A 26,682-nucleotide genomic window follows, 5' to 3' on the forward strand; every position below is an offset into this window, starting at 1 on the left:
AATGCGGTTCTCCTAGAGGCTCGGCGCAATGTCCATCGTTCGCCTCCTGCTTGCTCTCCTGCTCGCCGCGCCGATCGGCGCGGCGGTGGCGCAACGGCGCGACGATGCGGGCGTCCTGCGGGAGGCGCGGCGCGAAGGGCGGGTGCTGCCCATCCGCCAGATCGAGCGGCGGGTGATCCCGACCATGCCGGGGGCACAGTATCTCGGCTTCGACTTCGACGGGGCTGCGGTTTACACGCTCAAGTTCCTGCGCGATGGGAATGTGATCTGGATCGACGTCGACGCCCGCACCGGCGCGGTGCTCGGACGGACCCGCTGACGGGAGCTTTCATGCGCGTATTGATCGTCGAGGACGAGCCCAACCTGGGCCAGCAGCTCAAATCCACGCTGGAAGGGGCAGGCTATGCGATCGACCTCGCCACCGATGGTGAGGAGGGGCATTTCCTCGGCTCCACCGAGAATTACGACGCCATCGTGCTGGATCTCGGCCTGCCCGAGATCGACGGGCTGACCGTGCTCGACCGCTGGCGCAAGGAGGGGAAGGCAACGCCCGTGCTGGTGCTGACCGCGCGCGACAGTTGGTCGGACAAGGTCGCGGGGCTCGACGCCGGCGCCGACGACTACGTGGCCAAGCCGTTCCAGACCGAGGAGCTGATCGCCCGTCTGCGCGCGCTGATCCGCCGCGCGTCGGGCAACGCCTCGTCGGAGCTCACGGCGGGCGACGTCCGCCTCGACACGCGCAGCGGCAAGGTCACGCGCGCGGGCGAGCCGGTGAAGCTGACCGCGCAGGAATACAAATTGCTGAGCTACCTGCTCCACCACAAGGGGAAGGTCGTCAGCCGCACCGAACTGATCGAGCATATCTACGATCAGGATTTCGATCGCGATTCGAATACGATCGAGGTGTTCGTCACCCGCATCCGCAAGAAGCTGGGTCAGGACGTCATCACGACGATCCGGGGGCTCGGCTACAGCCTGGAGGACCCCGAGGCGCGGACGCCCCAATCCTGATCGGGCGCGCCTTGATCGCCGGTGCCGGCAACGGCGTCGCCGGGCCGGGACACCGCCGCCATGTAATCGGGGGCGGGCCAGGTGTCCTCATCGACGGCGACCCGTTCCGGCCGGATGCGCGGCGGGGCCGACGCGGCATAGGCGGGAGCGATCCCGGTCACCACATAGGAGCCGAGGAGGGCTCCGCTCGCGATGCTGACGCCTGCGCCCGCCATCATGCCGAGGATCGTCGCGGGAATGTTGTGCGCCACGTCTGATCTCCGTCGCTTCGTTCGGGCGCAGAACGGCGCTGCCGTCCTCCCGTTCCGTGGTCGCGTCGAATGACCGCGCGCGCGCGCGGCTCGCTCTGGCGGCGGATGCTGTTCATCGCCGCGGTCTGGATCGGGGTGCTGCTCGCGGGCGGCGGCTGGGCGCTGGACCGGGTGCTGGGCACGGCGGTGACGCGCAACTTCGACGATCAGCTGGAATATGTCCTCAACGCGCTGATCCTGACCAGCGAGATCGGTCCCGACGGCGAGGTGATGTTCAACCGCGAGCCTGCCGACCAGCGCTTCCTGGAGCCCAATTCCGGGCTCTACTGGCAGGTATCGGCCAAGGGGCACGATCCGTTTCCCTCGCGCTCGCTGTGGGATCGCCAACTCGCCTATGGCGGAACCCACGACGATCGCGATCTGCACGCCTACGACAGCGCCCAGTTCCCCGACGAGAAGCTGCGGATCGTCGAGCGCGATGTGACGCTGCCCGGATCGCGGACGCGCTGGCGCTTCCAGGTCGCGCAGACCCGCGAGGGGCTCGACGCGCAGGTCGCCGCGCTCCGGCGGACGCTGGTCCGCAGCTTCGCGCTGCTCGCGCTCGGGCTGCTGGTGCTGGCTGGGCTGCAGACCTTCTACGGGCTTTGGCCGCTGCGCCGCGTGCGGGGCGAGATCGCGAAGATGCGCGCCGGCCAGTCGAGCCGCGTCGACGAACGCCTGCCGCGCGAGGTCGCGCCGATGGTCGAGGAGTTGAACGCACTGATGGCGCACAACGAAGTGCAGGCGGAGGAGGCGCGGCGGCACGCGGGCAATCTCGCCCATGCGCTCAAGACGCCGCTGACCGTGATCATGAACGCAGCCACCGCGAACGCCGACGACCTGTCGGCGACCGTGGTGCGCGAGGCGCGGACGATGCGCCGGCAGGTCGATCACCACCTCGCGCGAGCCCGCGCGGTGGGCCGGCGCGGGTCGGCGCACAGCCGGGCGGAGGTGTGGACGAGCGTCGAATCGGTCGAGCGCGCGGTGCGGCGGCTCTATCCGCACGTGCGGATCGACATGGACGGGCGACGCGACGTGGTCGCCCACATCGAGCGCCAGGACCTCGACGAGATGGTCGGCAACCTGGTCGAGAACGCCGCGAAATATGGTGGCGGCAGCGTGTTCGTCACCACCGACGCGCAGGCGGGCTTCGTCGAGATCGTCGTCGAGGACGACGGCGCCGGCATCCCCGAGGAGGACCGCGTGCGGATCTTCGACCGGGGCGTGCGGCTGGACACCGGCAAGCCCGGAACCGGGCTCGGCCTCGCGATCGTCCGCGACGTGGCGGAGATCTACGGCGGCACCGTCGCGCTGGAGGAGAGCGAAGATCTGGGCGGGCTGCTGGTGCGCCTGCGGCTGCCCGCGGCGGGCTAGGCCGCCTGCGCCACCTCGCGCACCGCATCGGCGGTGATCGCGAGGCTGCGCTTCCTCGCCTCGTGGCTGAAGGTGCTGGTCGACACCATCACCTCGTCGACCCCGGTGCGCCGCACGAAGTCGGCGATCCCGCGCGCGACCGTGGCACGATCGCCGATCGCCGAGCATTGCAGCACGCTGTCGAGCACCGCCCGGTAGGCGGGGGGCAAATTCTCGCGATAGCCCTCGACCGGCGGCGGCAGCTGGCGGGGGTTGCCGGTCCGAAGCGCGACGAACGACTGCGCCTGGCTGCTGGCGAGCAACTCGGCCTCCGCCGTGGTCTCGGCGGCGAAGACGTTGAACCCCGCCATCGCATAGGGCCTCTCCAGCGTTGCGGAGGGGCGGAAGTCGCGGCGGTAGATGTCCATCGCCTGGTCGAGCAGATCGGGGGCGAAGTGCGATGCGAAGGCGTAGGGAAGGCCCAGAATCGCCGCGAGTTGCGCGCCGAACAGGCTGGAGCCCAGGATCCACAGCTGCGGCTTCGCGCCCGCGCCCGGGGTCGCGGTGATGCCGGTGCGGCCGTCGTCGGCGAAATAGCTCTGAAGCTCGACCACGTCGTTGGGAAAGGCGTTGGAATCGGTGTCGAGCGTGCGGCGGATCGCATGGGCGACGCGCTGGTCGCTCCCCGGCGCGCGGCCGAGCCCCAGGTCGATGCGGCCGGGGAACAAGGCGTCGAGCGTCCCGAACTGCTCGGCGATCTGCAAGGGCGCGTGGTTCGGCAGCATGACGCCGCCCGAGCCGACGCGGATCGTCGACGTCGCCGCGCCGACATGCGCGATCACCACCGCCGTCGCGGCGGAGGCGATCCCCGCCATGCCGTGATGCTCGGCGACCCAGTAGCGGTGATAGCCGTGCGCCTCGGCATGGGCGGCGAGATCGGCGGCGTTGGCGAGCGCCTGGGCGACGGTGCCGCCTTCGACGACGGGGACGAGATCGAGAAAGGAGAGCGTGGTCATACACCCGATCTGGGGAGTGCAGCGGGTGAGCGCCAGACAATCGCGCTTGGGCGCGGCGCAGTTGGGCTATAGGGCGGCGGCCATGCTTCCCGCGCTCGCGCATATCGACACGTGGATCTTCGATCTCGACAACACGCTGTATCCCGCGAGCGCGGACCTGTTCGCGCGCATCGACGCGCGGATGACCGCGTTCGTCGGCGAGCTGCTCGGGCTCGATGCGGTCGCGGCACGCCGGGTGCAGAAGGACTATTTCCTCGCCCACGGCACCACGCTGGCCGGGCTGATGCGCGAGCACCGGGTCGATCCCGCCGCCTTCCTCGCCTACGTCCACGACATCGAGATGGACGTGCTGGAGGAGAACGCCCCGCTCGCCGCCGCGATCGCGCGGCTGCCGGGGCGCAAGCTGGTCTTCACCAACGGCGACAAGCCCTATGCGCTCAAGGTTCTCGACCGGCTGGGGCTGGGCGCGTCGTTCGAGGCGATCCACGACGTCCATGCGATGGACCTGATCCCGAAGCCCGACCCCAGCGCCTATTCGGGGCTGTGCGCCGCCCTCGCGATCGACCCGACCACCGCGCTGTTCGCCGACGACATGGCGCGCAACCTGCGCCCAGCCAAGGCGATCGGGATGGCGACCGTCTGGGTCGACAACGGCAGCGAACAGGATCACGACGCCGACCGCGCGTTCGTCGATCACCGTACGGACGACATCACCCGCTGGCTGCACGACGTTCTGGAGACCTGAGTGACCGATCTCGAACCGGTGATCGACGCCGCCTGGGAGGCGCGCGACAAGGTGACCTTCCTGACCGAGGGCGAGATCCGCCAGGCGGTGAACCGCGCGCTCGCGCTGCTCGACTGCGGCGAGGCGCGCGTGGCCGAGCCGGACGGCGAGGGCGGCTGGCGGGTCAACCAATGGCTGAAGAAGGCGGTGCTGCTCAGCTTCCGCCTGAACGACAACGTGCTGATGTCGAACGGCCCCGGCGACGGCGCGTGGTTCGACAAGGTGCCGTCGAAGTTCTCCGGCTGGAGCGACGCGGAGTTCCGCGCCGCGGCCTTCCGGGCGGTGCCCGGCTCGGTCGTCCGCCGCGGCGCGTTCGTCGGCAAGGGCGCGATCCTGATGCCGAGCTTCGTCAACATCGGTGCCTATGTCGGGGAGGGAACGATGATCGATACCTGGGCGACCGTCGGCAGCTGCGCGCAGATCGGCCGCAACGTCCATCTTTCGGGCGGCGCGGGGATCGGCGGCGTGCTCGAGCCGCTCCAGGCCGATCCGGTGATCATCGGCGACGGCGCCTTCATCGGCGCGCGCAGCGAGGTCGCGGAGGGCGTCCGCGTCGGCGCGGGCGCGGTGCTGTCGATGGGGGTCTATCTCGGCGCATCGACCAAGATCATCGATCGCGAGACCGGAGCGGTGTTCCGCGGCGAGGTGCCGCCCTATGCGGTCGTGGTGCCGGGCTCGACCGGCGGCGGCGACGGCAAGCCGGCGCTCTACTGCGCGGTGATCGTCAAGCGCGTCGATGCGCAGACCCGGTCCAAGACCAGCATCAACGAACTGCTGCGGGACTGATGCGCAACACCCTCCGGCGCCTGCTCGCGCTCGCGCTGGCGCTGGTCTCGGCCGCTTCGGCCGCCGACTCGCCGCTCCCGGTCGTCGCCGCGCAGGTGCTCGAACGGCTGCCACATGATCCGGCCGCGTTCACCGAGGGCTTCTTCGCCGCCGACGGCGTGTTCTACGAGAGCACCGGCCTCGTCGGGCGATCGTTCATCCGCCGCGTCGATCGGGCAACGGGCAAGGTGCTCCGCCAAGTCGCGGTCCCTGCGCCCTATTTCGGCGAGGGGATCGCCAAGGTCGGCGATCAGATCGTCAGCCTCACCTGGCAGGACGGCGTCGGCTTCCGCTGGCGCGGGGCGGACCTCAAGCGGCTCGGCAGCTTCCGCTACGCGGGCGAGGGCTGGGCGCTCGCGAGCGACGGCGCGCTGCTGGTGATGTCGGACGGGACGCCACGGCTGCGGGTCCTCGATCCGACGACGCTGGCGGTTACCCGAACCATCGACGTCACGCTGCGCGGCGAGCCGCTCGCCGACCTCAACGAGATCGAACTCGTCGACGGCGAGATCCTGGCCAACGTCTGGCATGCCAATGCGATCGTGCGGATCGATCCGGCGACGGGCGCGGTGAAGGGTCTGATCGACCTGTCGGCGCTCGCTCGCGAGGTCGCGGCGACCGACCCCGAGGCGGTGCCCAACGGCATCGCGTGGGACAAGGCGGCACGACGGCTTTACGTCACCGGCAAGCTGTGGCCCACGGTCTTCCGCATCGCCTGGCCGGCACGGTAGCCCGATCCCCGGCCGGCGGGGCTCGATTCCGCCGAGGTCAGGTCCGACGTTCGATTGCATCCTCGAAGCGGACGGTCAGCACCGCAAGCCCGGCGCCGTCGCGCACCTCGATCCGGCCGTTCAGGTCCAGCAGGCCGCCCCGGACGTCGTCGGCGATCAGCGACCGCGCGGCGTCCACGGCAGCGCGGCGCACCGCCGGCACGTCGGGAAGCTCGACGCCATCGGGATCCTCGAGCCAACCAAGGCGGTCGCAAAGCCGGAAATAGTAGTGCCCCATGACTTATCCGTATGGAACGCGACATGTCGCGGAGCTTAAAGCTACAAAACAAAATGAGATTTGGCGTTATCCCAGATCAGCCGGGCCGGCACCGGTCGACCGTATTACCCTGTCCGACGCAAGGGCTGGGACAACGGCGCGGACCTAAGCTAGGTTAAAGACAGAGCGGCAAACGACCTTTTGAACAGACGGATGGATCGTTCGGCTTTCGTCACCAGACTCACCTCGCTCGCACCTTTGACCGATGCGGATGTCGACGCCGTCCGGCGGCTCGACATGAAGCAGTTCACGGTCGCCCGGCGCGCGGACGTGTTGCCAGCGGGGATCCGCCCGACCTTCCTCTACGTCCTCCTGTCCGGCTGGGCCGCGCGCTACGAGGTTCGGCGCAGTGGCGCGCGGCGGATCACCGGCTTCCTGCTTCCGGGCGACGACTGCGGCATCCATGCCGTCTGCGACGCGGCGATGGACCATGCGATCATCGCGCTCACGGATTGCGCGGTGGGCGCGATCGAGCGTGAACCGATGGCCGACGTCATGCGCGGGTCGAAGCCGATCTTCGATGCGGTGTGGCGCGCGAAGCTGATCGAGGAGGCGGTCCTCCGCAAATGGCTGGTCTATGCCGCCGACGCACGGCAGAGCATCGGGCGCCTCCTGTGCGAGCTGCACGCCAGGGCATCGGCCGTCGGCCTTGCCGCCGGCGGCGCGTGCAGCATTCCGCTGACCCAGGAGGAGATCGGCGACGCGCTCGGCCTCACCGCGGTCCACGTCAACCGCATGGTGCAGAAGCTGCGCGGCGAGGGCCTCATCGAGTTGCACGACAAAGAGTTGCGGATTCTCGACGTGGCGGCGCTCCAGCGGGTGGCCGAGTTCGAACGGTCCTATCTGGAACCCTGGGTCGGCAAGGCCGCGCGCATGCCCTGACGTCCCACCGACGCGGCCCGCGACCGGGCGGGGTCAGCCTGCGTTCCGCCAGCCGTCGAGCGCCGCACGATAGGCCGTTTCCGCCTCGCGGCGCGTGCGCTCCAACCGGGCGATCTCCGCCGCTTGCTCGCGCTTGAGCGTCTCCCGGCGCCGCGCCAGCGCGGCCTCCTCGCGCGCCAGCGCGGCGCGATCGGTCTCCTGGCGCGCTTCGGCATCGGCGAGCGCACGCTCGGCGGCGTCGAGATCGCGTCGGCTCGGCTTGGGCAAGGTCGCCTTGCGACCTCGGGTGCTCGCGGTTTTCGCCTCCGGCGCGGCACGTGCGCGCGGCGCATCCGGCGGCAGCGCCGCCAGCTGCGCCTCACGATCGCCGCGCGAGACCCTCACGACCTCGCCGGGTGTGGCGAGCGGCTTCGCGGTCAGCGCCGGATCGGTCACCTCCTCGGCGGCGCCGCGCGCGAACAGGTCCTTGTCCGCGCCCCACGCGGCGAGCGCGGCCTTGCGGCTGGGCGCGGCGACATAGGCGTCGTGGAAGCCGGCGGCGGTGCGGAAGACCTTGAGCTTGGCCATGGGCGAGGGGTTAGCGTCGCCGCTCTCGACACGCCACCGCCCCCCGCCTATCGCGCGGGCGAAAAGATGCAGGGGATTCCTTCGATGACGATCACCGCCAGCTCGGTCCTGGACCGCGTCCTCGTGCTCGAGATGGTCCGCGTGACCGAGGCGGCGGCGGTCGCCGCCTCCAAGCTGGCGGGCCGCGGCGACGAGAAGGCCGCCGACGCCGCCGCGGTCGAGGCGATGCGCGCCGCCCTCAACGAGCTCTACATGGACGGCACGGTGGTGATCGGCGAGGGCGAGCGCGACGAGGCGCCGATGCTCTACATCGGCGAGAAGGTCGGCACCGGGCAGGGTCCCGCCATCGACATCGCGCTCGATCCGCTCGAGGGGACGACGATCTGCGCCAAGGCGGGGCAGAACAGCCTGGCGGTGCTGGCGATCGCCGAGCACGGCGGGCTGCTCAACGCGCCCGACGTCTATATGGACAAGATCGCGGTCGGCCCCGGTCTGCCCGAGGGCGTGATCGACCTCGATCGCTCGCCGACCGAGAACGTCCACGCGATCGCCGCCGCCAAGGGCGTCGCGCCGGACGAGATCATCGCCTGCGTCCTCGATCGCCCGCGACACGAGAAGCTGATCGCCGAACTTCGTGCGATCGGCTGCGGCGTCATGCTGATCGGCGACGGCGACGTCGCCGGGGTGATCGCGACCACCAACCCGGACACGACGATCGACGTCTACATGGGCACCGGCGGCGCGCCGGAAGGCGTGCTGGCCGCGGCGGCGCTGCGTTGCGTCGGCGGTCAGTTGAAGGGCCGGCTGCTGTTCCGCAACGACGACGAGCGGGCGCGGGCGCGCAAGTGGGGCGTGACCGATCTCGACAAGCAATATGATTTGTCCGAGCTCGCCTCGGGCGACTGCATCTTCGCCGCGACCGGGGTGACCGACGGCTCGCTCCTGGCGGGGGTCAAGCGGCGGGGCGGGCGGATGACCACCGAAAGCGTGGTGATGCGCGCCTCCTCGGGCACGGTGCGCTGGGTGCGCGGCGAGCATCACCTCGACGCCTGGGCCCCCGCTACCGCCTAAGCCGGCCGTTCAGCGTCGCGATCGCCTCGCCGAGGGCGGCGAGGTTTGCCCGCGCGGCGGCGAGTGCGGCGTCCAGCGCGGGATAGGGCGGCTCGCCCGCGACCCCGCGGTCGGCGGCGAGCTGTTCGAGCGCGGTGACCGTCTCTCCCGCAGCGGCGCGCCCGACGTCGAGCCCGCCGAGCGCGACCTGCGCGTCGAGCCAGGCGTCGCTGCCCGGCGCCGCGCCGCTGGCGGCGGCGACCTTCGCCTCGGCCGCCGCGCGCGCTGTCGCGGACGCCCGCTCCTGCGCCGCGGCCTTCGCGGTCAGGTCGGCGATCGCGGCGTCCAGCGCGGGATCGGCGCGCGCGGCGACCGGCGCCGGCCCCGAGGGTTCCTCGAACCCGTGGGTCTCGGCCGCGCGCGGCGCGAGCGACGGGATGGGGCCACGCTCCGCGGCGACGCAGCCGGCGAGCAGGAGCGCGGCGATCGGCGGAGGGAAGCGACGGGTCATCGCAGCCGGCGTCTAGAGCGCGCAAAAACCCGGCGCAACGCTCTTGCGTCCTCGTCCGCGCCCCTCTAGACGGCCCCCTCCAATGCGCGCCCGTAGCTCAGCTGGATAGAGCATCAGACTACGAATCTGAGGGTCGGACGTTCGAATCGTTCCGGGCGCGCCAATTTCCCGCATTGCAGTCTCGGACGCGAACGCGGTCCTGCCGCGCGGTGGGCGCTCAGAAGCTGCGCGTCGCGCTGAGCACCGCGCCGCTTCGCCAGGCGCGACTGGCATGATCGGGGCCGCTGCCGCTCCAGCTCAGGCTGATCCCGAGACGTCCGATCGTCCGGGTCGCGCCGAGCCGCCAGTCGAACGCCTGCGTCGCCGAGGTGTGGCCGGGCTCGCGCGGCGGGACGAGCCCGCCGACATGGGCCGAGAGCGACCAGTCGTCCCGCTGGATCAGCAGCGCGTCGATTTCGCCATAAACCGAGTCTCCGCCGAACCCGTCATAGTCGGGAGACACGTACACATGCCCCGAAACCCGCCCCCCGACCACCCCGATATATCCCTCGACCAGTCGGCGGCCGTACTCCCCGGTGAAATAGCGCGTATAGACGCGGCGAGTGACGCCGATGTCGAGCGTCGCTGCCGATGTCAGGCGGTAGGCGTAACCGAGGTACTGGACCGAGCGCAGGGGCTGAACGCCGTCGCGCCCCGTCGCGACCACGGTGCCCGAGATGCCCGCATAGGGTCCGCGCACGTCGTCGTAGCTCAACTGGGCGGTCGCGATCGGACGCGCCCCGCTGATCGACTGACCGCGGAACCGGTCGTCGCTGGCGACGCTCAGATCGAAGCCAGGCTCCGCCCGTGCCGGATTCGCGATGGTCCCCGCCGCGAGCAGCGCCGCCTCAACGACGCGCGCACGGCGCCAGCGGCTTCGCCGCGGCGCGCCGGATCGAGGCGCAAGCGTCGATTTCGCCACCACCTCTATGCGCCGAGACCAGGGTACGGGCATCGCCCCTGGGGGCGACTTCGCGGATCAGCGCGATGAGCCCGCTGACGTGTGCTGCGGCGTAGGAATTGCCGCTGACCAGAGACCATCGCCCCCCCGGCTCGGTCGTCGGAACGTCCCGACCCGGCGCGTTGTACACGCCGGCGCGCGATCCTGTCACCCCGTCCTGCGAGACCGCGATCACCCCCGGGACCGACGCCGGAAACCCTGCGCCGGTCTTCGGGTCGACCGCCGCGACGATCGCGGTCCGGCGCGCGAGCCCGGTCTGGATCAGTCGCGTCAGCAGCGGGTCGGGCGGGCCGGTCAGGCTCATGTTGAGGACATCGGCGCGCTGCTCGATCGCGAAGACCATGGCCCGCGCCAGGCTGAGCGTGTCGCACACGGTTCCGCCCGCACCCGGACGCTGACGGCACGCGCGCAGACCCATCAGCCGCGCGCCGGGTGCGACGCCGGCGATGCCCATGCCGTTGTTCGCACGCGCGCCGATGATCCCGGCGACCCCGGTACCGTGCGTCTCCGCCGGGGGCGTCCCCGCGCCGACGAAGTCGCGGGTCAGCAGCACCTGTCCGCGCAGGTCGGGATGCGTGGCGTCGACGCCGCTGTCGATCACCGCCACCGTCTCGCCCCTGCCGGTCGCCATCCGGTGCAGCTGGGCCAGGCCCCATTGCTGCGCCGCCGGCTGTGCCCTGAAGAGCCGATCGTCGAGCGATGGCGGGGCGGCCTGCGTCTCGTATTCGTGGAGCGGCTGCGACCAGGAGACCCCGGAGACGTGCGACAGCGCGTCGGCGGTGTCGGCGACGGACCGGCCGTCGGGGACGATCATGATCACGCAGTCGACCCCAAGCAGCGGCATCGGCCAATTCTCGACCAGCGTCAGCCCCTGGTCCCTGGCGATCCGGGCCGCGAGCCGGCGGCGCGCGGCGGCGGCGGTCGGGTCGCCGTACCGGCCACCACCGTAATCGGCGCTCGGGCGATAATGATCGGGGGCGAGCCGAAGCATCACCAGCACGCGCCGGTCGTCCGAAGGAGCCTTGGCGACCGCCGCCGCCGCCGGCATTTGCGCGGCGACCGGGGCCGCGGTCCCCAGCATCATCGCGCCGGCCGCCAGGATCGACCGGATCGTCATTCGCCGGCGGCCTGGTCGATCGGTTCCGCCATCGTCACCTCCGGATCACGGCGCAGCCGCGCCAGCGCGGCGCCGCCTTCGCCGCCCGGCACCTCCAGAACATACGCATTCGCCGCCGTCGGTCCATCCACGAGCCGCGCGCCGCTCGCCTGAAGCGCCGCGCGGAAGTGCGCCTCGGTGGTCTGCGGCCGGAACATGGCCAGGACGTTGCCGGCGCGGCCTGCCGGCGCATCGCCGAGTACGCGGTAGGGGGCGGTGCGCGGCTCGGTCGCGAGCGACGCACCGAGCGCCAGGACGGCGGCGAACTGTGCCGCGATCACCCAACGCAGCGTGTTCGGTCGTGACGCCGCACCGCGCAGTCCGGCGAGGGCGTCGCGGGTTCGACGGCGAGCGACGGGGGCGGCCAGCTTCGGATCGAGCCGGGCGGCGAACCGCTCCCATGGCGGCACCACCCCGTCCCGCTGCTCCGCCACCATGGCGGCCAGCGTCCGCTCGGTCGCGAGATCGGCGCGGCACGCCGCGCATTCGTCGAGGTGCGCGGCGACCGCGCCATGCTCGGCGGGATCGAGGCGGCCGGTCGCGAACCATGGCAGCACCTGCTGCGCCGCGGCGTGCCGGTCATCGAAGGAAAGGCGTGTCTCGTTCATCGTCCTGCCTAGACCCAGTCGGCGAGCTCGCCGCCCAGGCTCCGCTTGAGGTGCCGACGCGCGTGAAACATCCGCGTCTTGATGGTATCGACCGGGCAATCCATGATCTCGGCGATCTCCCGGTAGCCGAACTGCTGAAAGTAGGTGAGGTTGACCACCGCGCGATGCGGGGCCGACAGGCTTTCGATCGCCGCGGCCAGCGCCTTCCGGGATCGCACCGCGCCGCTGTGCTGTTCGGGAGTCGGATCGAGGCTTCCGAGCGCGTCCGAGCGATCATCCTCGATCGGCTCGTCGAGCTTGCGCAGCGCGGCGAGCGCCTGACGGTAGCCGATGCCGAAGATCCAGGTCGACAACCGGCTCTTCCCCTCGAAGCCGTCGATCCGCCGCCACACCACCATCATCGTATCGTCGAGGACCTCCTCCACCAGATGCGGCCGCCGCAGCATGTTCATCAAGAACCGCGTCAGCCGCGCATGATACGTCCTGTACACCTGCTCGAACGCCTGCCGGTCGCCCGCGCGCAGACGGGCGATGAGCACCGCCTCGTCCGATCCCGACTGCGGCCCCGTCGCCGGCGACGGCATCGGCGTCACACCCCATCCCTCATCATCCATGAGTGCGCGATCCGCCGAAACGGTTCAACGGCGTCCGCCGATGACGGGTCACCCCGGACGGGATCGGGCCGGTCGTCGGAGCGCGGGGGTCGCGACCGCGGCGGCATCCCGGCAGCGGACGACGACGGCCGGCCCGCGTGTGCCCGTCCCCTTCGATTATCGACGCGCGGAGCCCTTGGCCGCTGACGTCTTCGGCACCGCCGAGGAGTCGAAGCTGATCGCGTTCGCCATCTCCCCCGACAGCGGCCCCAGCAGCATCGCGCAGCGGATGCCGGTGATCGGCAGGACGTCGAACAGCTGGTTGATCTTGCCCTCGAACTTGATCCACTCGACGATCTCGCCCGCCGCCAGATCGATGATCGCCACCCCGCACCACGGCTCGAGACCGCGTCGGACCAGCTCGTCGTGAAGCGGGACGCGGTCGATGTCGCTCTCGCGCGGGCGCGATAGCGTGACGATGGCGAAGCCGCCGTGGAAGCTCAGTCCGCGCGCGAAGCCGGGGAGGAAGCAGAGGTCGGTCTTCTCGCCGGTCTTGAGATCGAGCCGCACCAGGAAGCCGCGCCCGCTTTCGAGGAGGTACAGCTGCCCTGCCTCGACTCGGGGACTATGCGGCATGTAGAGATCGTCGCGGAGGATGCGGTTGCGCTCGACCTCCATCAGCAGCCCGCGATCGGGCGCGGCCTTCCATCCTGCCTGCTCGTCGGCTTGGCCGAGCGCGGTGACGTAGCGCGCGCGGCCCTTGTCCATCGCCAGCCCGTTCAGGTGACAGCGATCGCCCTGCGCGATCTCGGAGATGAAGAACGGCTTCCACACCGCGCGAAAGGCGTGGACCGGATCGAGCGTGCACAGGCAGTTGTAGCGCGTGTTGACGATCAGCGGCTTGTTGTCGAAGGTGACCCCGATCTCGTGCATGTCGAGATCGCCGATGGTGAAGCCGACCCGCGGCAGGAACACCGCGTCGAAGGTCCCGCTGCTGATCTCGCCGGGCCGCAGGATATTCTCCATCCGCCAAAGCTGGAACGCCGCGGCGAGATACAGGCTGTTGCCCTTCCGAGCGAGGCCCATGGCCTTGCCGAACGCCTGGAAGCTGAAGGAGACCTTTCCCGACGGCGTGGCGCCGACAAGGAACAGCTGCGACGACTGGTAGCAGGAGACCGCGATCGTCAGCCCGTGGCGGGTCAGCCACTCGCCCAGGCCGCGCGAGTCGCGGACGGTGGAGTCCTTGGGCGAATCCGCAGCCTTCTCGGCCTCGACGTCGGGCATGAGGAGATCGATGGGGGTGACGGCGCCGCTCATGAGGCTCTCGTAGGATCGGTTCGCAAGATGGCAACACCTCGGGACGACTGCGGCGAGAGGCGCAAGCCGACAACATCCGCTGCAGCGGCCGGCGCGTCGATGGGACGAGGCGTCGCCCGCTCGACTCGCCTGCAAAAGAATGGGGTGGCCCGCCAGGCGGACCACCCCAAACTGTTCACCTAAGCGAGGAGCTCAGACGAGGTGCAGGTTCACCGGGTGAGCGGCGTCAGCCACGTGGTGAACGGCGCCGATCGACTCGTGATGGCTGTTCATGCCGAACGCACCGTCCGAGACGACCTTGTGGCCGTCGAGCTCGGCGCCGCCGGACGTGCCCTTGACCTTCGACACGACGAGGTCGTCGAACACGACGTTGTTGCCGCTGCCGAGCAGATCGGGATCCGGCTTGCCGTTGTCGTTGAAGAAGAACGTCACCTTGTTGACGCCCGTCCAGTGCAGCTCGACGTCGAGCGGACCCTTGTCGGTCAGCTTGACCTTCGTCGAGTCGATCACATTACCGCCCTCATCATAGGCGACGATCTTGACGGTCTCCTTGAGGTTCCACCCCGAGGTCATCTGCACGCTGTCAAACGTGAACGTACCCGTGGTCAGCGAGATCGAAGCCTCGGTGGCCGAATACGGGTTGTACATCACCTGGTCACCCGAGGTGTTGCCGGTGATGTAGCCGCTGTTGCCGTAATATTCGATGCCCGAGTTCGGGATGTTGAGAACGTACAGGTTCTCCCAGTTCAGCTTCGAATAGCCGTTCTCCAGGACGGCGAAGCCGTACGGGGTCGTATCGACGTTATCGAAGTTGATCGTCTTGGACTTGGCGGCGACGATCGAATCATAGTCGACGTCGGCGTGGTGCGAGTTCCAGCTCATGCAAGTCTTCCCTTGTTAAGGTCCCTGAACTTTTGACGCTGTACAGGCTCTCGACGTGAACTCCCGGATGATACGTCGCGGGCCGCCGATTCGCTGACGCCAGCTTAGGCTGCGATCGCCGACGATCAACCGGAATATTCGAACCTTCCGACGCAATTCGGCTCATGTTCGAGGCGCTTGACCGTACGCTGCGATGCAACAATCGTTCAATCGCAAGGGTGGACGATCACGCGGGCGCACTGCGTTTGCGCTTCACCGGCAATGCGCTTCGGTCGAAATTGATGGCCGTCCGGAGGTCTTCGGGGCCCAGCATTAGCGGACAGGCGATCCCTGGAAGGGAGACGACGTCGAACAGCTGGTTGGTCGTCCCCTCGAGCCGGATCCACTCGACCGTCTCGCCCGTCGTCAGGTTGACCACGAGAACGCCGCACCAGGCCGAAATCCCGCGCGCGTCCAGCTCGTCCTGGATCGCGAGCGGCCGATAGTCCGCCTTGGTCGGCTTGGAGATGGTGACCAGCGCGTGGTCGTCGACGATGGTAAAGCCGCGCAGGAACCCTGGGCAGAAGGCCAGGTCTTCGCTCTTGCCCGTCTTGGGATCGACGCGGACGATCATCCCGCGTCCGCTCTCGAGCATGTAAACGCCGTCCCTCTGGACGCGGGGACTGTGCGGCATCGACACTTCGTCGGAGACGATCCGCTGACTCTCCACCTCCATCAGCACGCCCGCCTTGGGCCGCTTGCGCCAGCCTTCGAACGTGTCGTCGCTGCTCAGCATCGTCACGTAACGCGGCCGTCCCTTGTCCATCGCCAGGCCGTTCAGATGGCAGCGATCCTCGCCGACCAGGTCCGAGACGAACGGCGGCATCCACGTGGGGCGGAAGCTCTGGACCGGATCGAGCGTGCAGAGGCAATTGTACTTGGTGTTGACCATCAGCGGCTTGCCGTCGGGCGTCATCCCGATCTCGTGGAGGTCGACATCGCCGATGATGAACGACGCCCGCGGCACGAACACCGCGTCGTAGGTGCCGTGGCTGATCTCGCCCGGCTTGAGCGCGTTCTCGATCCGCCACAGCTGATAGGCGCCGGCGAGGTGGAGCCGCCCGCCCTTGAAGTGGAGGCCCGCGGTTCGCCCCAGCTGCTGGCGGCTGAAGCGTACCTCGCCGCTCGGCGCGACCCCGACCAGGATCAGTTCGCCGAACTGGTACGAGGTGAAGGCGATGCTGAGATCGCGGCGCCGCATCCACGAGGCCAGTCCGTCCGAGACGGTGATCGTGGTCTCGGGGCCCGTCGCGGGAGGGCTCGTCACGGGTTCTGATGTCCTTGGCCGGGGAGAGGGGAGCGCGCGAACTTACGGCGCGCCGATCCGCGGTCAACCGTCCGGCGACAGAGGCACGAGGCGCGTCACGGCGCGCCGCACGGATCGCCCGGGCCCGAGTCCAGATCGAGGCAGCGTCCGTCGAGCCCCGGGATCCTCAATCCGATGGTCGCGGCCAGAGTCGGCGCGATGTCGACCGTCTCGACCGAGAGCGGCTGCTCGAACCCTTGCATCCCCTTTCGCCAGAAGATGATCGGCACGCGGCGGTCGTAATCCCAAGGGCTGCCGTGGGTCGCGACATAGCCGGGGCCGGGCTGCGGGATCGCGGTCACGCGGGGCTTGAGCATCACCAGGAGGTCGCCGGACCGCTCGTCGTCGTGCGAGGCGCGGGCGCGCTCGGCGAGGGTCCAGGTCTCGGGCGGTCCGCTCGGCATCGGCGTCGCCGCGATCTCCCGAGCGGTCAGCACCGCCGCGACCTGAGGCTGCGCGCGGTACAGGCGCACCGCCTCGTCGATCACCACCTGCGTCTTCGCGGCGGGCACGTCGGGGGCGACATAGACGTCGCCCTCCGGCGCGATCAGCACCGGGCCGTTAAGCCCCAGCTTCGAAGCGATCTGAGCGCCGATCGCCTTCGCCGACAGCGCCGGGCTGGCGCGTTGCTCCATCGGCATCGCGCGCTGCCGCTGACGTTCGGTCATGTCGTGCGAGCCGTGGTCGGCGGTCAGCACCACCTCGTAATCGACGCCCAATCCGTCGAGCGCGTCGAAGAACGCGCCGAGCGCCAGGTCGAGCTCGTTCATCTGGATGCACATTTCGGCGCCTTCGGTCCCGAAGGCGTGGCCGATGTAATCCGTCGCCGACAGTCCGACCGCGAGCAGGTCCGTCGTCGGCCCTCGCCCGAGCGTCATCTCCTGCACCAGCCCGAACGCGATACCGAGCACCGCTGAATCGAGCGCGGGCGAGGCGCGGAACGCCTTGGCGTCCCCCGCCGCGCGCTCGAACCGTCCGGCACCGACGGTGACGCTTCCCGCCTGGATCGGTTGGGCGAGCGGCGCGCACCAGCCGGGCAACGGCAGCGGCCCCTGCGGCGCGGCGATCAGCGCCGCCACCTGGCTATTCGCGCGTTCCAGCGTCGGCGGCGTCGGTCGGCCGGCGTAGCTGACGAACGCCTTGCCGTCCCAGAACCAGAGCTGGTCGACCCGGTGCCCGCCCATCATGATGGCCGCGCGGTCCTTGCCCGCCACCGAGACGACCCGCGTCGCCGGGTTTGCGGCCTTCATCCGCTCGCCGAGCGTCGGCACGCGCAGGTGCAGATCCGAAGCCGTATAGGTGTCGTGCGTCGAGCCGGGGACCCGCTCGTCCTCCGCGCAATAGACCAGGGTGTCCGGCCGTCCGGCCTTGCGGTCGACCCAGGTGTTGGCGATGATCCCGGTGTGCGCGGGGCGCATCCCGGTCAGGATCGTCGAATGCCCCGGGCAGGTCTCGGTCGCGGCATGGCTCTGGTAGCCGGACGGGAATACCGCCCCTTGCAGCAGCCGCGCGAACCCGCCGGAGAAGCGCTGGCGGTACTGCGCGAACAGATCGCCGGAGAATTGGTCGACCGAGATCGCGACGATCAGCTTGGGCGCGGCCCTCGGCGCGGGTGCGGGTGCGGGCGCGGGCGGCGCTGCGGCGGGCTGAGCCGACAGCGGGGCGGCGAACATCAGCGGCAGGGCCAGAGCGGCGGCGACACGGCGCATGGGGACTCTCGTGCAATGGCAGGCGGCGCGGGCTATGGGACCCGCCATGCTGACAGGCAAGCTGTGGTTCTACATACGCGCGCTCGCGGCGCTTTGGCTGATCGTGGCGGGAGCCGCGACGGCGCAGGCTCCACGCCATCTGACCTTCCGCCTGATCCCGGAGACCGTGCGACCCGTCGCGGGCTCGACGCTGACGATCGCGCTCGCCGCGACGCCGCAGCCGGGCTGGCACGGCTATTGGAAGAACGGCGGCGACGCCGGGGTCGAGACCCGGCTCGCCTGGACATTGCCGAACGGCGTCACCGCCGGCGCCATCCGCTATCCCGCGCCCGAGCGGCTGATCGTCGCCGGGCTGATGAACTATGTCTATGCCAGGCCGTACGCCTTGATGGTCGACCTCGCGATCCCGGCCGGGCTCGAGCCCGGCACGCGGCTGCCCGTCTCCGTCAAGGCGGAGTATCTGGTCTGCTCCGACACGCTCTGCGTTCCCGAGACCGCGACGCTCGCGACCGATCTCACGATCGGCGATGGCGCGATCGATCGGGCGACGGCCGCGAGGTTCGACGCCTGGCGACGCGCGCTGCCGCGCCCGCTCGGGGGAATTGCGCACTTCGCGGTGGCGGACGGCGCGCTTCGCCTCGCCATCCCCTATCCGGCGAGCGCGCCGCTCGCCGACGCCTATTTCTATCCGCTCACCCCCGGCGCGCTCGCCTATGCCGCGCCGCAGACGGTCGAGCGTCGCGGCGACACCGTACTCGTCTCGGCCAAGGCGGTCGGCGTGCCCGATCGGGTCGAGGGCGTCCTGACCACCGGCGGCCCCGCGCTGGCGATCTCGGCGCGACCCGGCGAGGTCCCGGCCCGGACGGGATCTCCGTGGACCGCCGCCGCGCTCGCCTTTCTGGGCGCGGTGGTCGGCGGGCTGCTGCTCAACATCATGCCCTGCGTCTTCCCGATCCTCAGCCTCAAGGCGCTGAGCCTGGCGCGCTCGGGCGAGAGCACCGCCGCGGCGCGAAACGATGCGCTCGCCTACACCGCCGGTGTGGTGCTGGTCTGCGTCGGACTCGGCGGCGCGATCCTGCTGCTGCGTGCGGGCGGGACGACGGTCGGCTGGGCGTTCCAGCTCCAGGACGCGCGGGTCGTCTTGGCGCTGCTGCTGCTCACTGCCGCGATCACGCTCAACCTGCTCGGCGTCTTCGAGCTGCCGACCCCCGCCTTCGCCGGGCGCAGCGGGACCGCCGGCGCGTTCGCGACCGGCGCGCTCGCCGCCTTCGTCGCGACTCCGTGCAGCGGTCCGTTCATGGGCGCGGCGCTCGGCGCGGCGCTGGTGCTGCCGCCGGTGGCGGCGATATTAGTCTTCGCCGGGCTGGGGCTGGGCATCGCGATCCCGTTCCTGGCGATCGGCTTCGTCCCCGCGCTGCGCGGCCGACTGCCGCGCCCGGGCCCGTGGATGCGCACCTTGCGGCGCATCCTGGCGGTCCCGATGGCCGCGACCGTCGCGGCGCTCGCCTGGCTGCTCGGGCGCCAGACGGGGGAGGGGGGGCTGATCCTCGGCGTCGCCGCCGCGTCGGTCGTCGCGCTCGGCCTCTGGTGGAGCGGTGCGCGGCAGCACCGGGGCCGCGGCGTCGTCTGGGCGCCCACGCTCGCCGCGCTGGTGGTCGCCGCCGTCGTGACGGTGGCGCTGCCGCGGGTCCAGGCGCGACCGACGAACCCGGGAGAGGCCTTTTCCGAGTCGCGGCTGGCCGCGCTGCGCGCGAGCGGCCGGCCCGTCTTCGCCTATTTCACCGCGGACTGGTGCCTGACCTGCAAGGTCAACGAGCAGGCGGCGATCGAGACCGACGCGGCGCGGACCGCGTTCCGCCGCAAGAACGTCGCGGTGCTGGTCGGCGACTGGACCGACGGCGACCCGGCGCTCGGCCGTTTCCTTGAGGCGCACGGCCGCGCCGGCGTTCCGCTTTATCTCTATTATCCCGCGACCGGCGGGCCGCCGCGCGAGCTGCCCCAGGTGCTGACCCCGGGGATGCTGGCGGCGCTATGATTTCGCCGGGATGCGGCGGGCGAGATGAAGCCGCGGACACAAGCGCTCTAGGGGGTACGCTGTCCGCGGCTCCACCCCGCCGCCGACCTTATTCCTACTTAGCAGATAGGCAATAGCTCCGCGACCGGGCGAGCCCCGGTTGCGACGACCGGAAAGCCGCGCGATAGGACCGCCGATGGCGAAGATGCGGGTGGATCAGTTGCTCGTCGAGCGCGGCCTCGCCGAATCGCGGACCCGCGCGCAGGCGCTGGTGATGGCGGGGCTGGTCTTCGCGGGCGATCGCAAGGTCGACAAGCCGGGCCAGACCTATGCCGCCGATGCCGAGCTGACGGTTCGGGGACGCGATCATCCCTGGGTGTCGCGCGGCGGCGTGAAGCTCGCGCACGGGCTGGACCAGTTCGGCTGGGACGTGACCGGGACGACGGCGATCGACGTCGGCTCGTCGACCGGCGGCTTCACCGACGTCCTGCTCACCCGGGGCGCGGTCCGCGTCTATGCGGTCGACAGCGGCACCAACCAGCTCGCGTGGACGCTGCGCCAGGACCCTCGCGTCGTCGTGCTGGAGCAGACCAGCGCCCGGGTGCTGACCGGATCCCACATCCCCGAACCGGTCGACCTGATCGTCTGCGACGCCAGCTTCATCGGCCTGGCTAAGGTGCTCGAGGTGCCGCTCTCCTTCGCGGCGCCGCGTGCGCGGCTGCTCGCCCTGGTGAAGCCGCAGTTCGAGGCGGGGCGGGCGGAAGTGGGGAAGGGCGGCGTCGTCCGCGACCCGGCGGTCCACGCCCGCGTCTGCGCCGAGGTGGCCGGCTGGGTCGGCGCGCAGGGTTGGCGGGTCGCGGGCGTCGTGCCGAGTCCCATCACGGGACCCGAAGGCAATATCGAGTTCCTGCTCGCCGCCGAACGATGATCCTCTTCGCTTTACGGGCGCGCTTCGGATCGGCATGAGGCCCGCCGTGCGAAGGAGTGCATCGTTGGGCGGGATCGCGTCTCGGGGCCAATTGCGGATGTCGTTCGTGCGGTGGGCGGTGGTCTGCGTGCCGGCGATCCTGCTGCTCGGCTTCCTGGCGGGCGCGGGCGTCGCCGGCCGCGACGAGGCGCTCTGGTATCTGGCGCTGCGCAAGCCCGCGTTCACCCCGCCCGCCTGGCTGTTCCCGGTCGCCTGGACCGCGCTCTACATCCTCATGGGGCTGGCGCTCGCGATGATCCTCAACGCCCGCGGCGCCAGAGGGCGCGGCGTCGCGATCACGCTGTTTGCGGCGCAGCTGGGCTGCAACCTCGCCTGGACGCCCACCTTCTTCGGCGCGCACCGGATCGATCTGGCGCTCATCGATGTCGCTTTGATGTTCGTGCTGGCGATCGCCGCGACGGTCGCCTTCGGGCGGATCCGCGTCGCCGCCGCCTGGCTGATGGTCCCCTATCTCGTCTGGATCGGCTTCGCCGGCGTGCTCACCTGGCGGATCGGACAGCTGAACCCGGACGCCGCCGCCCTTGTGCCCCGCGCCACGACCTCCCAAGTCATCGGCTGACGCTGTCAGGGATCATCATGCAGACCGAAAACCGCATCTTCGACGACCTCGCCCGCGTGCTCAACGGCGCCGCCGGGACCATCGCCGGCATGGGCCGCGAGGCCGAGGCGAACGCGCGCTCGCGCGCCCGCGAGTGGATCGGCGGTCTCGATTTCGTCAGCCGCGACGAGTTCGAGGCGGTCAAGGCGATGGCCGCCGCCGCGCGCGACGAGGCCGAGGCGCTGCGTGCCCGGCTCGACGCGCTCGAGGCGGCGTCCCGAGGGCCTTCGGACGCGGCGTGACTTTGCCCGTCGCACGAATCGTGCGATAGGCTTCCGCGATGCTCGACGAAGCCGATTACGAGCGCGAGGATTCCGCGCCCATCGACATGCTGGAGACCTATTACGCGGCGCACGGCTGGGAGTTCGAGCGCCACGACGATGAGATCGTCGTCAGCGTCAAGGGCAGCTGGACCGAATACGAGCTTCGCGCGCTCTGGCGTGAGGAGGACGGCGTCCTCCAGTTCCTCGCTTTCCCCGACATCAAGGTTCCCGAGGATCGCCGGGTCGCGGTTTACGAGGCGATGGGCCTCGTGAACGAGCAGCTGTGGCTCGGCCATTTCGAATTGTGGTCCTCGAGCGGCATTCTCCTCTATCGCCACGCCGCGATGGTCGACAACGAGGAGGAGGGCACCATGTCCCTCGCCGCCGCCGAGATGGTCGTCGACTCCGCGATCGACGAATGCGAGCGCTTCTATCCCGTCTTCCAGTTCGTCCTGTGGGGCGGCAAGTCCCCCAAGGACGCGCTCGCCGCCGCGCTGGTCGAGACGCACGGGGAGGCGTGACGCCGCCGGTCGCCGGTTCGGTGCTGATGATCGGCGCCGGCAACATGGGCGGGGCGATGCTCGCGCGCTGGCTCCATGCCGGAATGGCGCCCGACCGCGTGACCGTGGTCAGCCCCAGTGGGCGCGCCATGCCCGCCGGCGTGCGGGTGGTGCCCGCCATCCCGCCCGAACCCGCCGACACCGTGATCCTTGCGCTCAAGCCACAGCAGATGCCGGCGATCGCCGAGCCGCTCGCCCGCCTCGGCCCGAAGCTCTTCGTCTCGATCCTCGCCGGCGTGGAGGAGGCGACCCTCGCCGGCGTATGTTCGGCGGGTTCGATCGTCCGCGCGATGCCGAACCTTCCGGTGGCGATCGGCCGGGGCGTGACGGCGCTGTTCTCGACATCGGCCGACGCGCGCGCGCGGACGGCCGCGTCCGCGCTGATGCGCCCGCTGGGTGTCATCGAGTGGATCGCGGACGAACGCCTGTTCGACGCCGTGACCGCGCTTTCGGGCTGCGGCCCGGCCTTCACCTTCCGCTTCGTCGATGCGCTCGCGCGGGCGGGGGAGGCGCTCGGCCTGCCCGCCGATCAGGCCGCCCGTCTCGCGCTCGCCACGGTCGCGGGCAGCGCCGCGCTGGCTTGCGGCAGCGATGTCTCGCCCGCGGTGCTCGCCGACCGCGTCGCGAGCCCCGGCGGTTCGACGCGCGCCGGGCTCAACGTCCTCGACGATGACGAGGCGCTGGCGGCGCTGTTGAAGCGGACGCTTCGGGCCTCCCGTGATCGCAACGTCGAGATGGCCCGGGAAGCGCGCCAACCCTGACCCGTGCGCCCGCGACGGCGGGAGCCTGGGTCCACTCGCGAGATCGCCCGTGGCTGGTCCCCGCCTTCGCGGGGGGCCTCCGGATCACTGCCCGAACTTCACCTCGCCGGCCCGCGCATACGCCTCGCGCGCCGCCGCGAACAGCGCTCCCGCCTTCGCCTCGCACTCGCGCTGTTCCGACGCCGGATCGCTGTCTGCGACGATGCCCGCGCCCGCCTGGACGTGGAGCGTCCCGTCCTTCACCACTCCGGTCCTGAGCACGATGCACGAATCCATCGAGCCGTCGGGCGAGAAATAGCCGACCGCTCCGGCGTACGCGCCGCGCCGCTCGGGCTCGAGTTCGGCGATGATCTCGCACGCGCGCACCTTGGGCGCGCCGCTCACCGTCCCCGCCGGGAATCCGGCCAGCAGCGCGTCCACCGCGTCCTTGGTCCTGTCGAGCCGCCCGACCACGTTGGAGACGATGTGCATGACGTGGCTGTAGAACTCGACGCCGTAGCTCTCGGTCACGCGGACGGTGCCCGGCGTCGCCACCCGGCCGACGTCGTTGCGCCCCAGATCGAGCAGCATCAGATGCTCGGCGCGTTCCTTCGGATCGGCGAGCAGCGCGGCGCGATTCGCCTCGTCCTCGGTCGCGGTCTTGCCGCGCGGCCGCGTGCCGGCGATCGGGCGGATCGTCACCTCGCCGTCTCGCGCGCGAACGAGAATTTCAGGGCTGGAGCCCGTCAGCGCGAAGCCGGGCAGATCGAGGTGATAGAGGAAGGGCGAGGGGTTGATCCGGCGGAGCGAGCGGTACAGCTCGAACGGCGGCAGCGCGAACGGCGCGGTGAAGCGCTGCGCCAGCACGACCTGGAAGATGTCGCCCGCGGTAATGTAGCGCTTCGCCGCCGCGACCATGGCGCCGTAGCCTCCCGGCGGCAGCTGCGGCGTCAGCGCGATCTCCTGCGGCTCGGCCCGGACGGGCGCGGGAACCGCCGCCGCGTCGAGCCGCGCCTCGGCGGCGTCGAGCCGCTCCTCGGCGGCGGCGACGATCGCTTCCGGGTCGCGCGCGGCGTCGGGCCAGGCGGGAGCGACCAGGAACATCGCGTCCGCCAGCCGATCGAACACCAGCAGCACGGTCGGACGTACGAACAGCATGTCGGGCAGGCCCAGCGGGTCGGCGGCTGGCGCGGGAAGGCGCTCGACCAGGCCGATCGTCTCGTAGCCGAGATAGCCCACCAGGCAGGCGAGTGCGCGGGGCAGCTCGGCTGGGGTCTCCGCCCGGCACGACGCGACGAGCGCGCGTAGCGCCTCGAGCGCGGGCGCACCGCATTCAACGAAGGCAGTGCGATCTTCGCCCCAGCGCGCGTTGATCTCCGCCTTTGCGCCGGTCGCGCGGAACACAAGGTCCGGCGCAAGCCCGATCAGGCTGTGCCGCCCGCGCACCGCTCCGCCTTCGACCGATTCGAGGAGGAAGTCGCCGCGGCCCGGCTCGATCAATTTCAGCGCGGCTGCGACCGGGGTCTCGGTGTCGGCGACCCGCCGCCGCCAGAGCAGCGCGGGCCTGCCGTCGGCGAGGGCCGCGCTGGCGCTATCGATCGGAGCCGCCATCGCCTGCGAGCGCCGCGCGCACCTGGGCGATCGCCTGATCGTTGCGCTTGACCCCCACCTGCTTGCGGATCGCGGCGGTGAGCTGCTCGACATATTCGCGCCCCAACAGCTTCCCGATCTCGCGCCGCGCCGCCATCGCCACGCGCGGCTGCGCCTGAGCGTTGCCGGGGATCACGGTGTCGAGCTTGATCACGTACCAACCCTGCGCGTTCGGCGCCTCCAGCAGCTTGGCGGTCCCCGGCGCCATGTTGAACAGGAGTACGAGCGGCGGCGGCGCGCCTTGCTGGCTCCGCGCCAGGTCGGCGCGCGCGGCGGCGAGCGGCTTGGGGGCGGGGAGCGAGAGGCCGGCGCCCGAGATCGCCTGCGCCAGCGCGGTCCCACCCCCCACCTTGGCGACGATCGCCGCGGCGATCTGGCGCGCCGCGCGCTGGCGCCGGTTCGCGTCGAAGTCCTTCGCCGCCTGCTCGCGGACCGCGGCCAGCGGACGCGGCGCGGCGGGGATCACCCGGTCGAGCGAGACCACCGCGTAGCTGCCGTCGGCGGCGGTCTGGACCACGCTCGGCTCGTCGCCGGACTGCATCGCGAACGCCGCGGATACGATCTGCGCCAGCGCCGGATCGGGCTTGGCGTCGGGCTGGTCGGGATTGAGGCCCTGCGCGGTCAGCGCCGGCGTCGCCTGCGCCTGGAGCTTCTGGTCCGCGATCGCTTCGGCGAACGTCGCATTGCCGTCGAACGCGCCGCCCAGCTTGTCCTGGATGTCGGACATGACCTGCCGGGTCTTCTGCTCGGCCAGGGCCTTCGCGATCTCGTCGTGAGCCTGCGCAAGGCTGCGGCCCGCGACCTGCTCCACCCCATCGACCTTGGCGACGATGAAGCCGAGCGAGCCGCGCACCGGACCGATCGTCGCGCCCTTCGCGGCGGCGAACGCCGCATCGGCGGCCGCGGCCGAGGACTGCGCGGCGTAGCCCGCTTTTTCGACGCCGGTCAGCGTGCGAGGCTCCAGCCCCGCCGCCTGCGCCGCCTCGCCGATCGCGGCGCCGCCCTTGACCTTGGCGGCCAGCGCATTGGCGGCGGTCTGGTCCAGGACGGTCACCTGCGTGATCGTCCGCTTCTCGGTCGGCAGGTACTTCTGGCGCTGCTGCTGATACGCCTGCGCGATCTCGGCCTCGCTCGGCGCGGCGCGGGTCGCGACCGAAGCCGGCGTGACCAGCGCATAGCGGATCACCCGCCGCTCCGGCAGCGAATAGCGCGCCACGTTGCGCTTGTACCAGTCCTGCAACTGAGCATCGGTCGGCGCGGGTCCGGCCGGCACCGCCGTCGTCGGCACGAAGCCGATCTGCCCCTGACGGCGCTCGAGCAGCAGGTTGGCATAGGGGAGCGCGAGCTGGCCCGGCATCTGCGTCGCGCCGCCCGTCGGCAGCATCAGATGCTGCGCCAGGATCCCGCGCGCCACGTCGGCGCGGACCTGCGCGTCGGTCATCCGACGCTCCTGCAGGATGCGCTCGTAGATCTTCTGATTGAACTTGCCGTCGACGCCCTGGAGCCCCGGGAAGCTCGCCAGCTGCCCGTCGACCAGTGTCTTGCCGACCCGCATCCCGATCGCGTCGCCGAACCGGTCGATCGCCCGCTCGTTGATCAGCCGCTGGAGCGTCGCGTCGAAGCCGCCGCCGGCGACGAAGCGCCCCAGGTCGAGCCGCGGGTCCTGGCGCCGCGCATCTTCGAACTGGGTCCTCGTCTGGTTCCGCAGCTCGGCCGCCGCGATCGCCTGGCCGCCGACCGTGGCGACCGAACCGCCGCCCAGGCTCGCGCCGGAGCCGAGCCCGGTCACGTCGCCCAGGCCGAACGCCAGCGCGATCAGGATCAGGACGCCGAAGGTGACGATCACCCCGACGCGCGAGTTGATGATCCGCCGGAAGAACGCGAGCATGGAGGGTCCGAGATCGTTGGGAACAGCCCGCGCTT

Annotated in this window: 29 protein-coding genes and 1 tRNA gene; 15 read left to right on the plus strand and 15 right to left on the minus strand. The window is 70.7% G+C overall.

Going from position 1 to position 26,682, the window contains the following annotated elements; genetic code table 11:
* The first annotated feature begins 28 nt into the window (after positions 1–28).
* Both AC4GYY_RS02340 and AC4GYY_RS02345 read left to right on the plus strand, forming a co-directional pair.
* Positions 29–319 (plus strand): PepSY domain-containing protein, encoded by a 291-nt coding sequence (locus tag AC4GYY_RS02340; RefSeq protein ID WP_491118446.1) that lies wholly within the window; start codon positions 29–31, stop codon positions 317–319.
* An 11-nt stretch (positions 320–330) separates the two neighbouring features.
* On the plus strand, positions 331–1,011 hold the full coding sequence (locus AC4GYY_RS02345) for a response regulator transcription factor (RefSeq protein ID WP_491118448.1): 681 nt from the start codon (positions 331–333) through the stop codon (positions 1,009–1,011).
* On the opposite strand, the gene AC4GYY_RS02350 is transcribed toward AC4GYY_RS02345, so the two are convergent.
* Complete coding sequence (locus AC4GYY_RS02350; protein WP_491118450.1) at positions 969–1,262, minus strand: hypothetical protein; 294 nt, start codon at positions 1,260–1,262, stop codon at positions 969–971. The genes AC4GYY_RS02345 and AC4GYY_RS02350 overlap by 43 nt on opposite strands.
* 69 nt (positions 1,263–1,331) lie before the next feature.
* Between AC4GYY_RS02350 and AC4GYY_RS02355 the strand changes: the two genes are divergently transcribed.
* On the plus strand, positions 1,332–2,675 hold the full coding sequence (locus AC4GYY_RS02355) for a sensor histidine kinase (RefSeq protein ID WP_491118452.1): 1,344 nt from the start codon (positions 1,332–1,334) through the stop codon (positions 2,673–2,675).
* On the opposite strand, the gene AC4GYY_RS02360 is transcribed toward AC4GYY_RS02355, so the two are convergent.
* Positions 2,672–3,670: an LLM class flavin-dependent oxidoreductase gene (locus tag AC4GYY_RS02360; protein ID WP_491118454.1), complete on the minus strand. Its 999-nt coding sequence runs from the start codon at positions 3,668–3,670 to the stop codon at positions 2,672–2,674. The genes AC4GYY_RS02355 and AC4GYY_RS02360 overlap by 4 nt on opposite strands.
* Before the next feature lie 82 nt (positions 3,671–3,752).
* Between AC4GYY_RS02360 and AC4GYY_RS02365 the strand changes: the two genes are divergently transcribed.
* Genes AC4GYY_RS02365 through AC4GYY_RS02375 form a run of 3 tightly spaced genes read left to right on the plus strand, consistent with a single transcriptional unit; the run spans position 3,753 to position 6,010 of the window.
* Complete coding sequence (locus AC4GYY_RS02365) at positions 3,753–4,415, plus strand: pyrimidine 5'-nucleotidase (protein ID WP_491118456.1); 663 nt, start codon at positions 3,753–3,755, stop codon at positions 4,413–4,415.
* The gene (gene dapD / locus AC4GYY_RS02370) at positions 4,416–5,240 is read left to right on the plus strand and encodes a 2,3,4,5-tetrahydropyridine-2,6-dicarboxylate N-succinyltransferase (RefSeq protein ID WP_491118458.1); all 825 of its coding nucleotides are present in this window, start codon (positions 4,416–4,418) and stop codon (positions 5,238–5,240) included.
* The gene (locus AC4GYY_RS02375; protein ID WP_491118460.1) at positions 5,240–6,010 is read left to right on the plus strand and encodes a glutaminyl-peptide cyclotransferase; all 771 of its coding nucleotides are present in this window, start codon (positions 5,240–5,242) and stop codon (positions 6,008–6,010) included. The genes dapD and AC4GYY_RS02375 overlap by 1 nt, the downstream gene beginning before the upstream one ends.
* 37 nt (positions 6,011–6,047) lie before the next feature.
* Here AC4GYY_RS02375 and AC4GYY_RS02380 read toward each other — a convergent pair whose 3' ends face one another.
* Positions 6,048–6,287 (minus strand): DUF6894 family protein, encoded by a 240-nt coding sequence (locus tag AC4GYY_RS02380; RefSeq protein WP_491118462.1) that lies wholly within the window; start codon positions 6,285–6,287, stop codon positions 6,048–6,050.
* A gap of 192 nt (positions 6,288–6,479) precedes the next feature.
* Here AC4GYY_RS02380 and AC4GYY_RS02385 point away from each other — a divergent pair, with 192 nt between their 5' ends.
* Positions 6,480–7,208: a Crp/Fnr family transcriptional regulator gene (locus AC4GYY_RS02385; protein WP_491118464.1), complete on the plus strand. Its 729-nt coding sequence runs from the start codon at positions 6,480–6,482 to the stop codon at positions 7,206–7,208.
* Between the two features lie 33 nt (positions 7,209–7,241).
* On the opposite strand, the gene AC4GYY_RS02390 is transcribed toward AC4GYY_RS02385, so the two are convergent.
* The gene (locus AC4GYY_RS02390; RefSeq protein ID WP_491118466.1) at positions 7,242–7,775 is read right to left on the minus strand and encodes a hypothetical protein; all 534 of its coding nucleotides are present in this window, start codon (positions 7,773–7,775) and stop codon (positions 7,242–7,244) included.
* A gap of 84 nt (positions 7,776–7,859) precedes the next feature.
* On the opposite strand from AC4GYY_RS02390, the gene glpX reads away from it, so the two are divergent.
* Positions 7,860–8,846 carry a class II fructose-bisphosphatase gene (gene glpX, locus AC4GYY_RS02395; protein ID WP_491118468.1) on the plus strand — a complete coding sequence of 329 codons (987 nt, stop codon included), beginning with the start codon at positions 7,860–7,862 and terminating at the stop codon, positions 8,844–8,846.
* On the opposite strand, the gene AC4GYY_RS02400 is transcribed toward glpX, so the two are convergent.
* Entirely contained in the window at positions 8,836–9,336 is a 501-nt protein-coding gene (locus AC4GYY_RS02400) for a hypothetical protein (protein WP_491118470.1), read from the minus strand. The two genes, glpX and AC4GYY_RS02400, sit on opposite strands and share 11 nt — an antisense overlap.
* 86 nt (positions 9,337–9,422) lie before the next feature.
* Between AC4GYY_RS02400 and AC4GYY_RS02405 the strand changes: the two genes are divergently transcribed.
* Positions 9,423–9,499 (plus strand) — tRNA-Arg (locus AC4GYY_RS02405).
* A gap of 54 nt (positions 9,500–9,553) precedes the next feature.
* On the opposite strand, the gene AC4GYY_RS02410 is transcribed toward AC4GYY_RS02405, so the two are convergent.
* The 8 genes from AC4GYY_RS02410 to AC4GYY_RS02445 all read right to left on the minus strand — a co-directional run bounded on the left by AC4GYY_RS02410 (position 9,554) and on the right by AC4GYY_RS02445 (position 17,946).
* Positions 9,554–10,330 carry a TorF family putative porin gene (locus AC4GYY_RS02410; protein ID WP_491118472.1) on the minus strand — a complete coding sequence of 259 codons (777 nt, stop codon included), beginning with the start codon at positions 10,328–10,330 and terminating at the stop codon, positions 9,554–9,556.
* Complete coding sequence (locus AC4GYY_RS02415; RefSeq protein WP_491118474.1) at positions 10,224–11,453, minus strand: S8 family peptidase; 1,230 nt, start codon at positions 11,451–11,453, stop codon at positions 10,224–10,226. The genes AC4GYY_RS02410 and AC4GYY_RS02415 overlap by 107 nt, the downstream gene beginning before the upstream one ends.
* A complete protein-coding gene (locus tag AC4GYY_RS02420) occupies positions 11,450–12,100 on the minus strand; it encodes an anti-sigma factor family protein (protein WP_491118476.1) in 651 nt (216 codons plus the stop codon). Before AC4GYY_RS02420 ends, AC4GYY_RS02415 begins: the two co-directional genes overlap by 4 nt.
* An 8-nt stretch (positions 12,101–12,108) precedes the next feature.
* Positions 12,109–12,714 carry an RNA polymerase sigma factor gene (locus AC4GYY_RS02425; RefSeq protein ID WP_491118478.1) on the minus strand — a complete coding sequence of 202 codons (606 nt, stop codon included), beginning with the start codon at positions 12,712–12,714 and terminating at the stop codon, positions 12,109–12,111.
* Positions 12,715–12,870: 156 nt separating this feature from the next.
* A complete protein-coding gene (locus tag AC4GYY_RS02430) occupies positions 12,871–14,010 on the minus strand; it encodes a TIGR03032 family protein (RefSeq protein ID WP_491118480.1) in 1,140 nt (379 codons plus the stop codon).
* 192 nt (positions 14,011–14,202) lie between these two features.
* Positions 14,203–14,892: a hypothetical protein gene (locus tag AC4GYY_RS02435; RefSeq protein WP_491118482.1), complete on the minus strand. Its 690-nt coding sequence runs from the start codon at positions 14,890–14,892 to the stop codon at positions 14,203–14,205.
* A gap of 226 nt (positions 14,893–15,118) precedes the next feature.
* Positions 15,119–16,198 carry a TIGR03032 family protein gene (locus tag AC4GYY_RS02440; RefSeq protein WP_491118484.1) on the minus strand — a complete coding sequence of 360 codons (1,080 nt, stop codon included), beginning with the start codon at positions 16,196–16,198 and terminating at the stop codon, positions 15,119–15,121.
* Between the two features lie 95 nt (positions 16,199–16,293).
* Positions 16,294–17,946 (minus strand): alkaline phosphatase family protein, encoded by a 1,653-nt coding sequence (locus AC4GYY_RS02445; RefSeq protein ID WP_491118486.1) that lies wholly within the window; start codon positions 17,944–17,946, stop codon positions 16,294–16,296.
* Positions 17,947–17,992: 46 nt separating this feature from the next.
* Between AC4GYY_RS02445 and AC4GYY_RS02450 the strand changes: the two genes are divergently transcribed.
* The 6 genes from AC4GYY_RS02450 (at position 17,993) to proC (ending at position 23,130) form a co-directional block, all read left to right on the plus strand.
* Entirely contained in the window at positions 17,993–19,981 is a 1,989-nt protein-coding gene (locus AC4GYY_RS02450) for a protein-disulfide reductase DsbD family protein (RefSeq protein ID WP_491118488.1), read from the plus strand.
* Positions 19,982–20,156: 175 nt separating this feature from the next.
* Positions 20,157–20,888, plus strand: a complete 732-nt coding sequence (locus AC4GYY_RS02455; protein ID WP_491118490.1) for a TlyA family RNA methyltransferase — start codon at positions 20,157–20,159, stop codon at positions 20,886–20,888.
* Positions 20,889–20,985: 97 nt separating this feature from the next.
* A complete protein-coding gene (locus AC4GYY_RS02460; protein WP_491118492.1) occupies positions 20,986–21,507 on the plus strand; it encodes a TspO/MBR family protein in 522 nt (173 codons plus the stop codon).
* A gap of 17 nt (positions 21,508–21,524) precedes the next feature.
* The gene (locus tag AC4GYY_RS02465; RefSeq protein ID WP_491118494.1) at positions 21,525–21,788 is read left to right on the plus strand and encodes an accessory factor UbiK family protein; all 264 of its coding nucleotides are present in this window, start codon (positions 21,525–21,527) and stop codon (positions 21,786–21,788) included.
* 38 nt (positions 21,789–21,826) lie between these two features.
* Complete coding sequence (locus AC4GYY_RS02470) at positions 21,827–22,330, plus strand: type III secretion system chaperone family protein (RefSeq protein WP_491118496.1); 504 nt, start codon at positions 21,827–21,829, stop codon at positions 22,328–22,330.
* Positions 22,331–22,356: 26 nt separating this feature from the next.
* Positions 22,357–23,130 carry a pyrroline-5-carboxylate reductase gene (gene proC, locus AC4GYY_RS02475; protein ID WP_491119276.1) on the plus strand — a complete coding sequence of 258 codons (774 nt, stop codon included), beginning with the start codon at positions 22,357–22,359 and terminating at the stop codon, positions 23,128–23,130.
* Between the two features lie 84 nt (positions 23,131–23,214).
* Here proC and trpE read toward each other — a convergent pair whose 3' ends face one another.
* Positions 23,215–24,720, minus strand: coding sequence for an anthranilate synthase component I (gene trpE / locus AC4GYY_RS02480; protein ID WP_491118498.1), 1,506 nt, complete (start codon positions 24,718–24,720; stop codon positions 23,215–23,217).
* Complete coding sequence (locus AC4GYY_RS02485; RefSeq protein ID WP_491118500.1) at positions 24,701–26,647, minus strand: peptidylprolyl isomerase; 1,947 nt, start codon at positions 26,645–26,647, stop codon at positions 24,701–24,703. Before AC4GYY_RS02485 ends, trpE begins: the two co-directional genes overlap by 20 nt.
* Between the last annotated feature and the right edge of the window lie 35 nt (positions 26,648–26,682).

It is taken from the genome of Sphingomonas sp. SP6 (assembly GCF_058313435.1).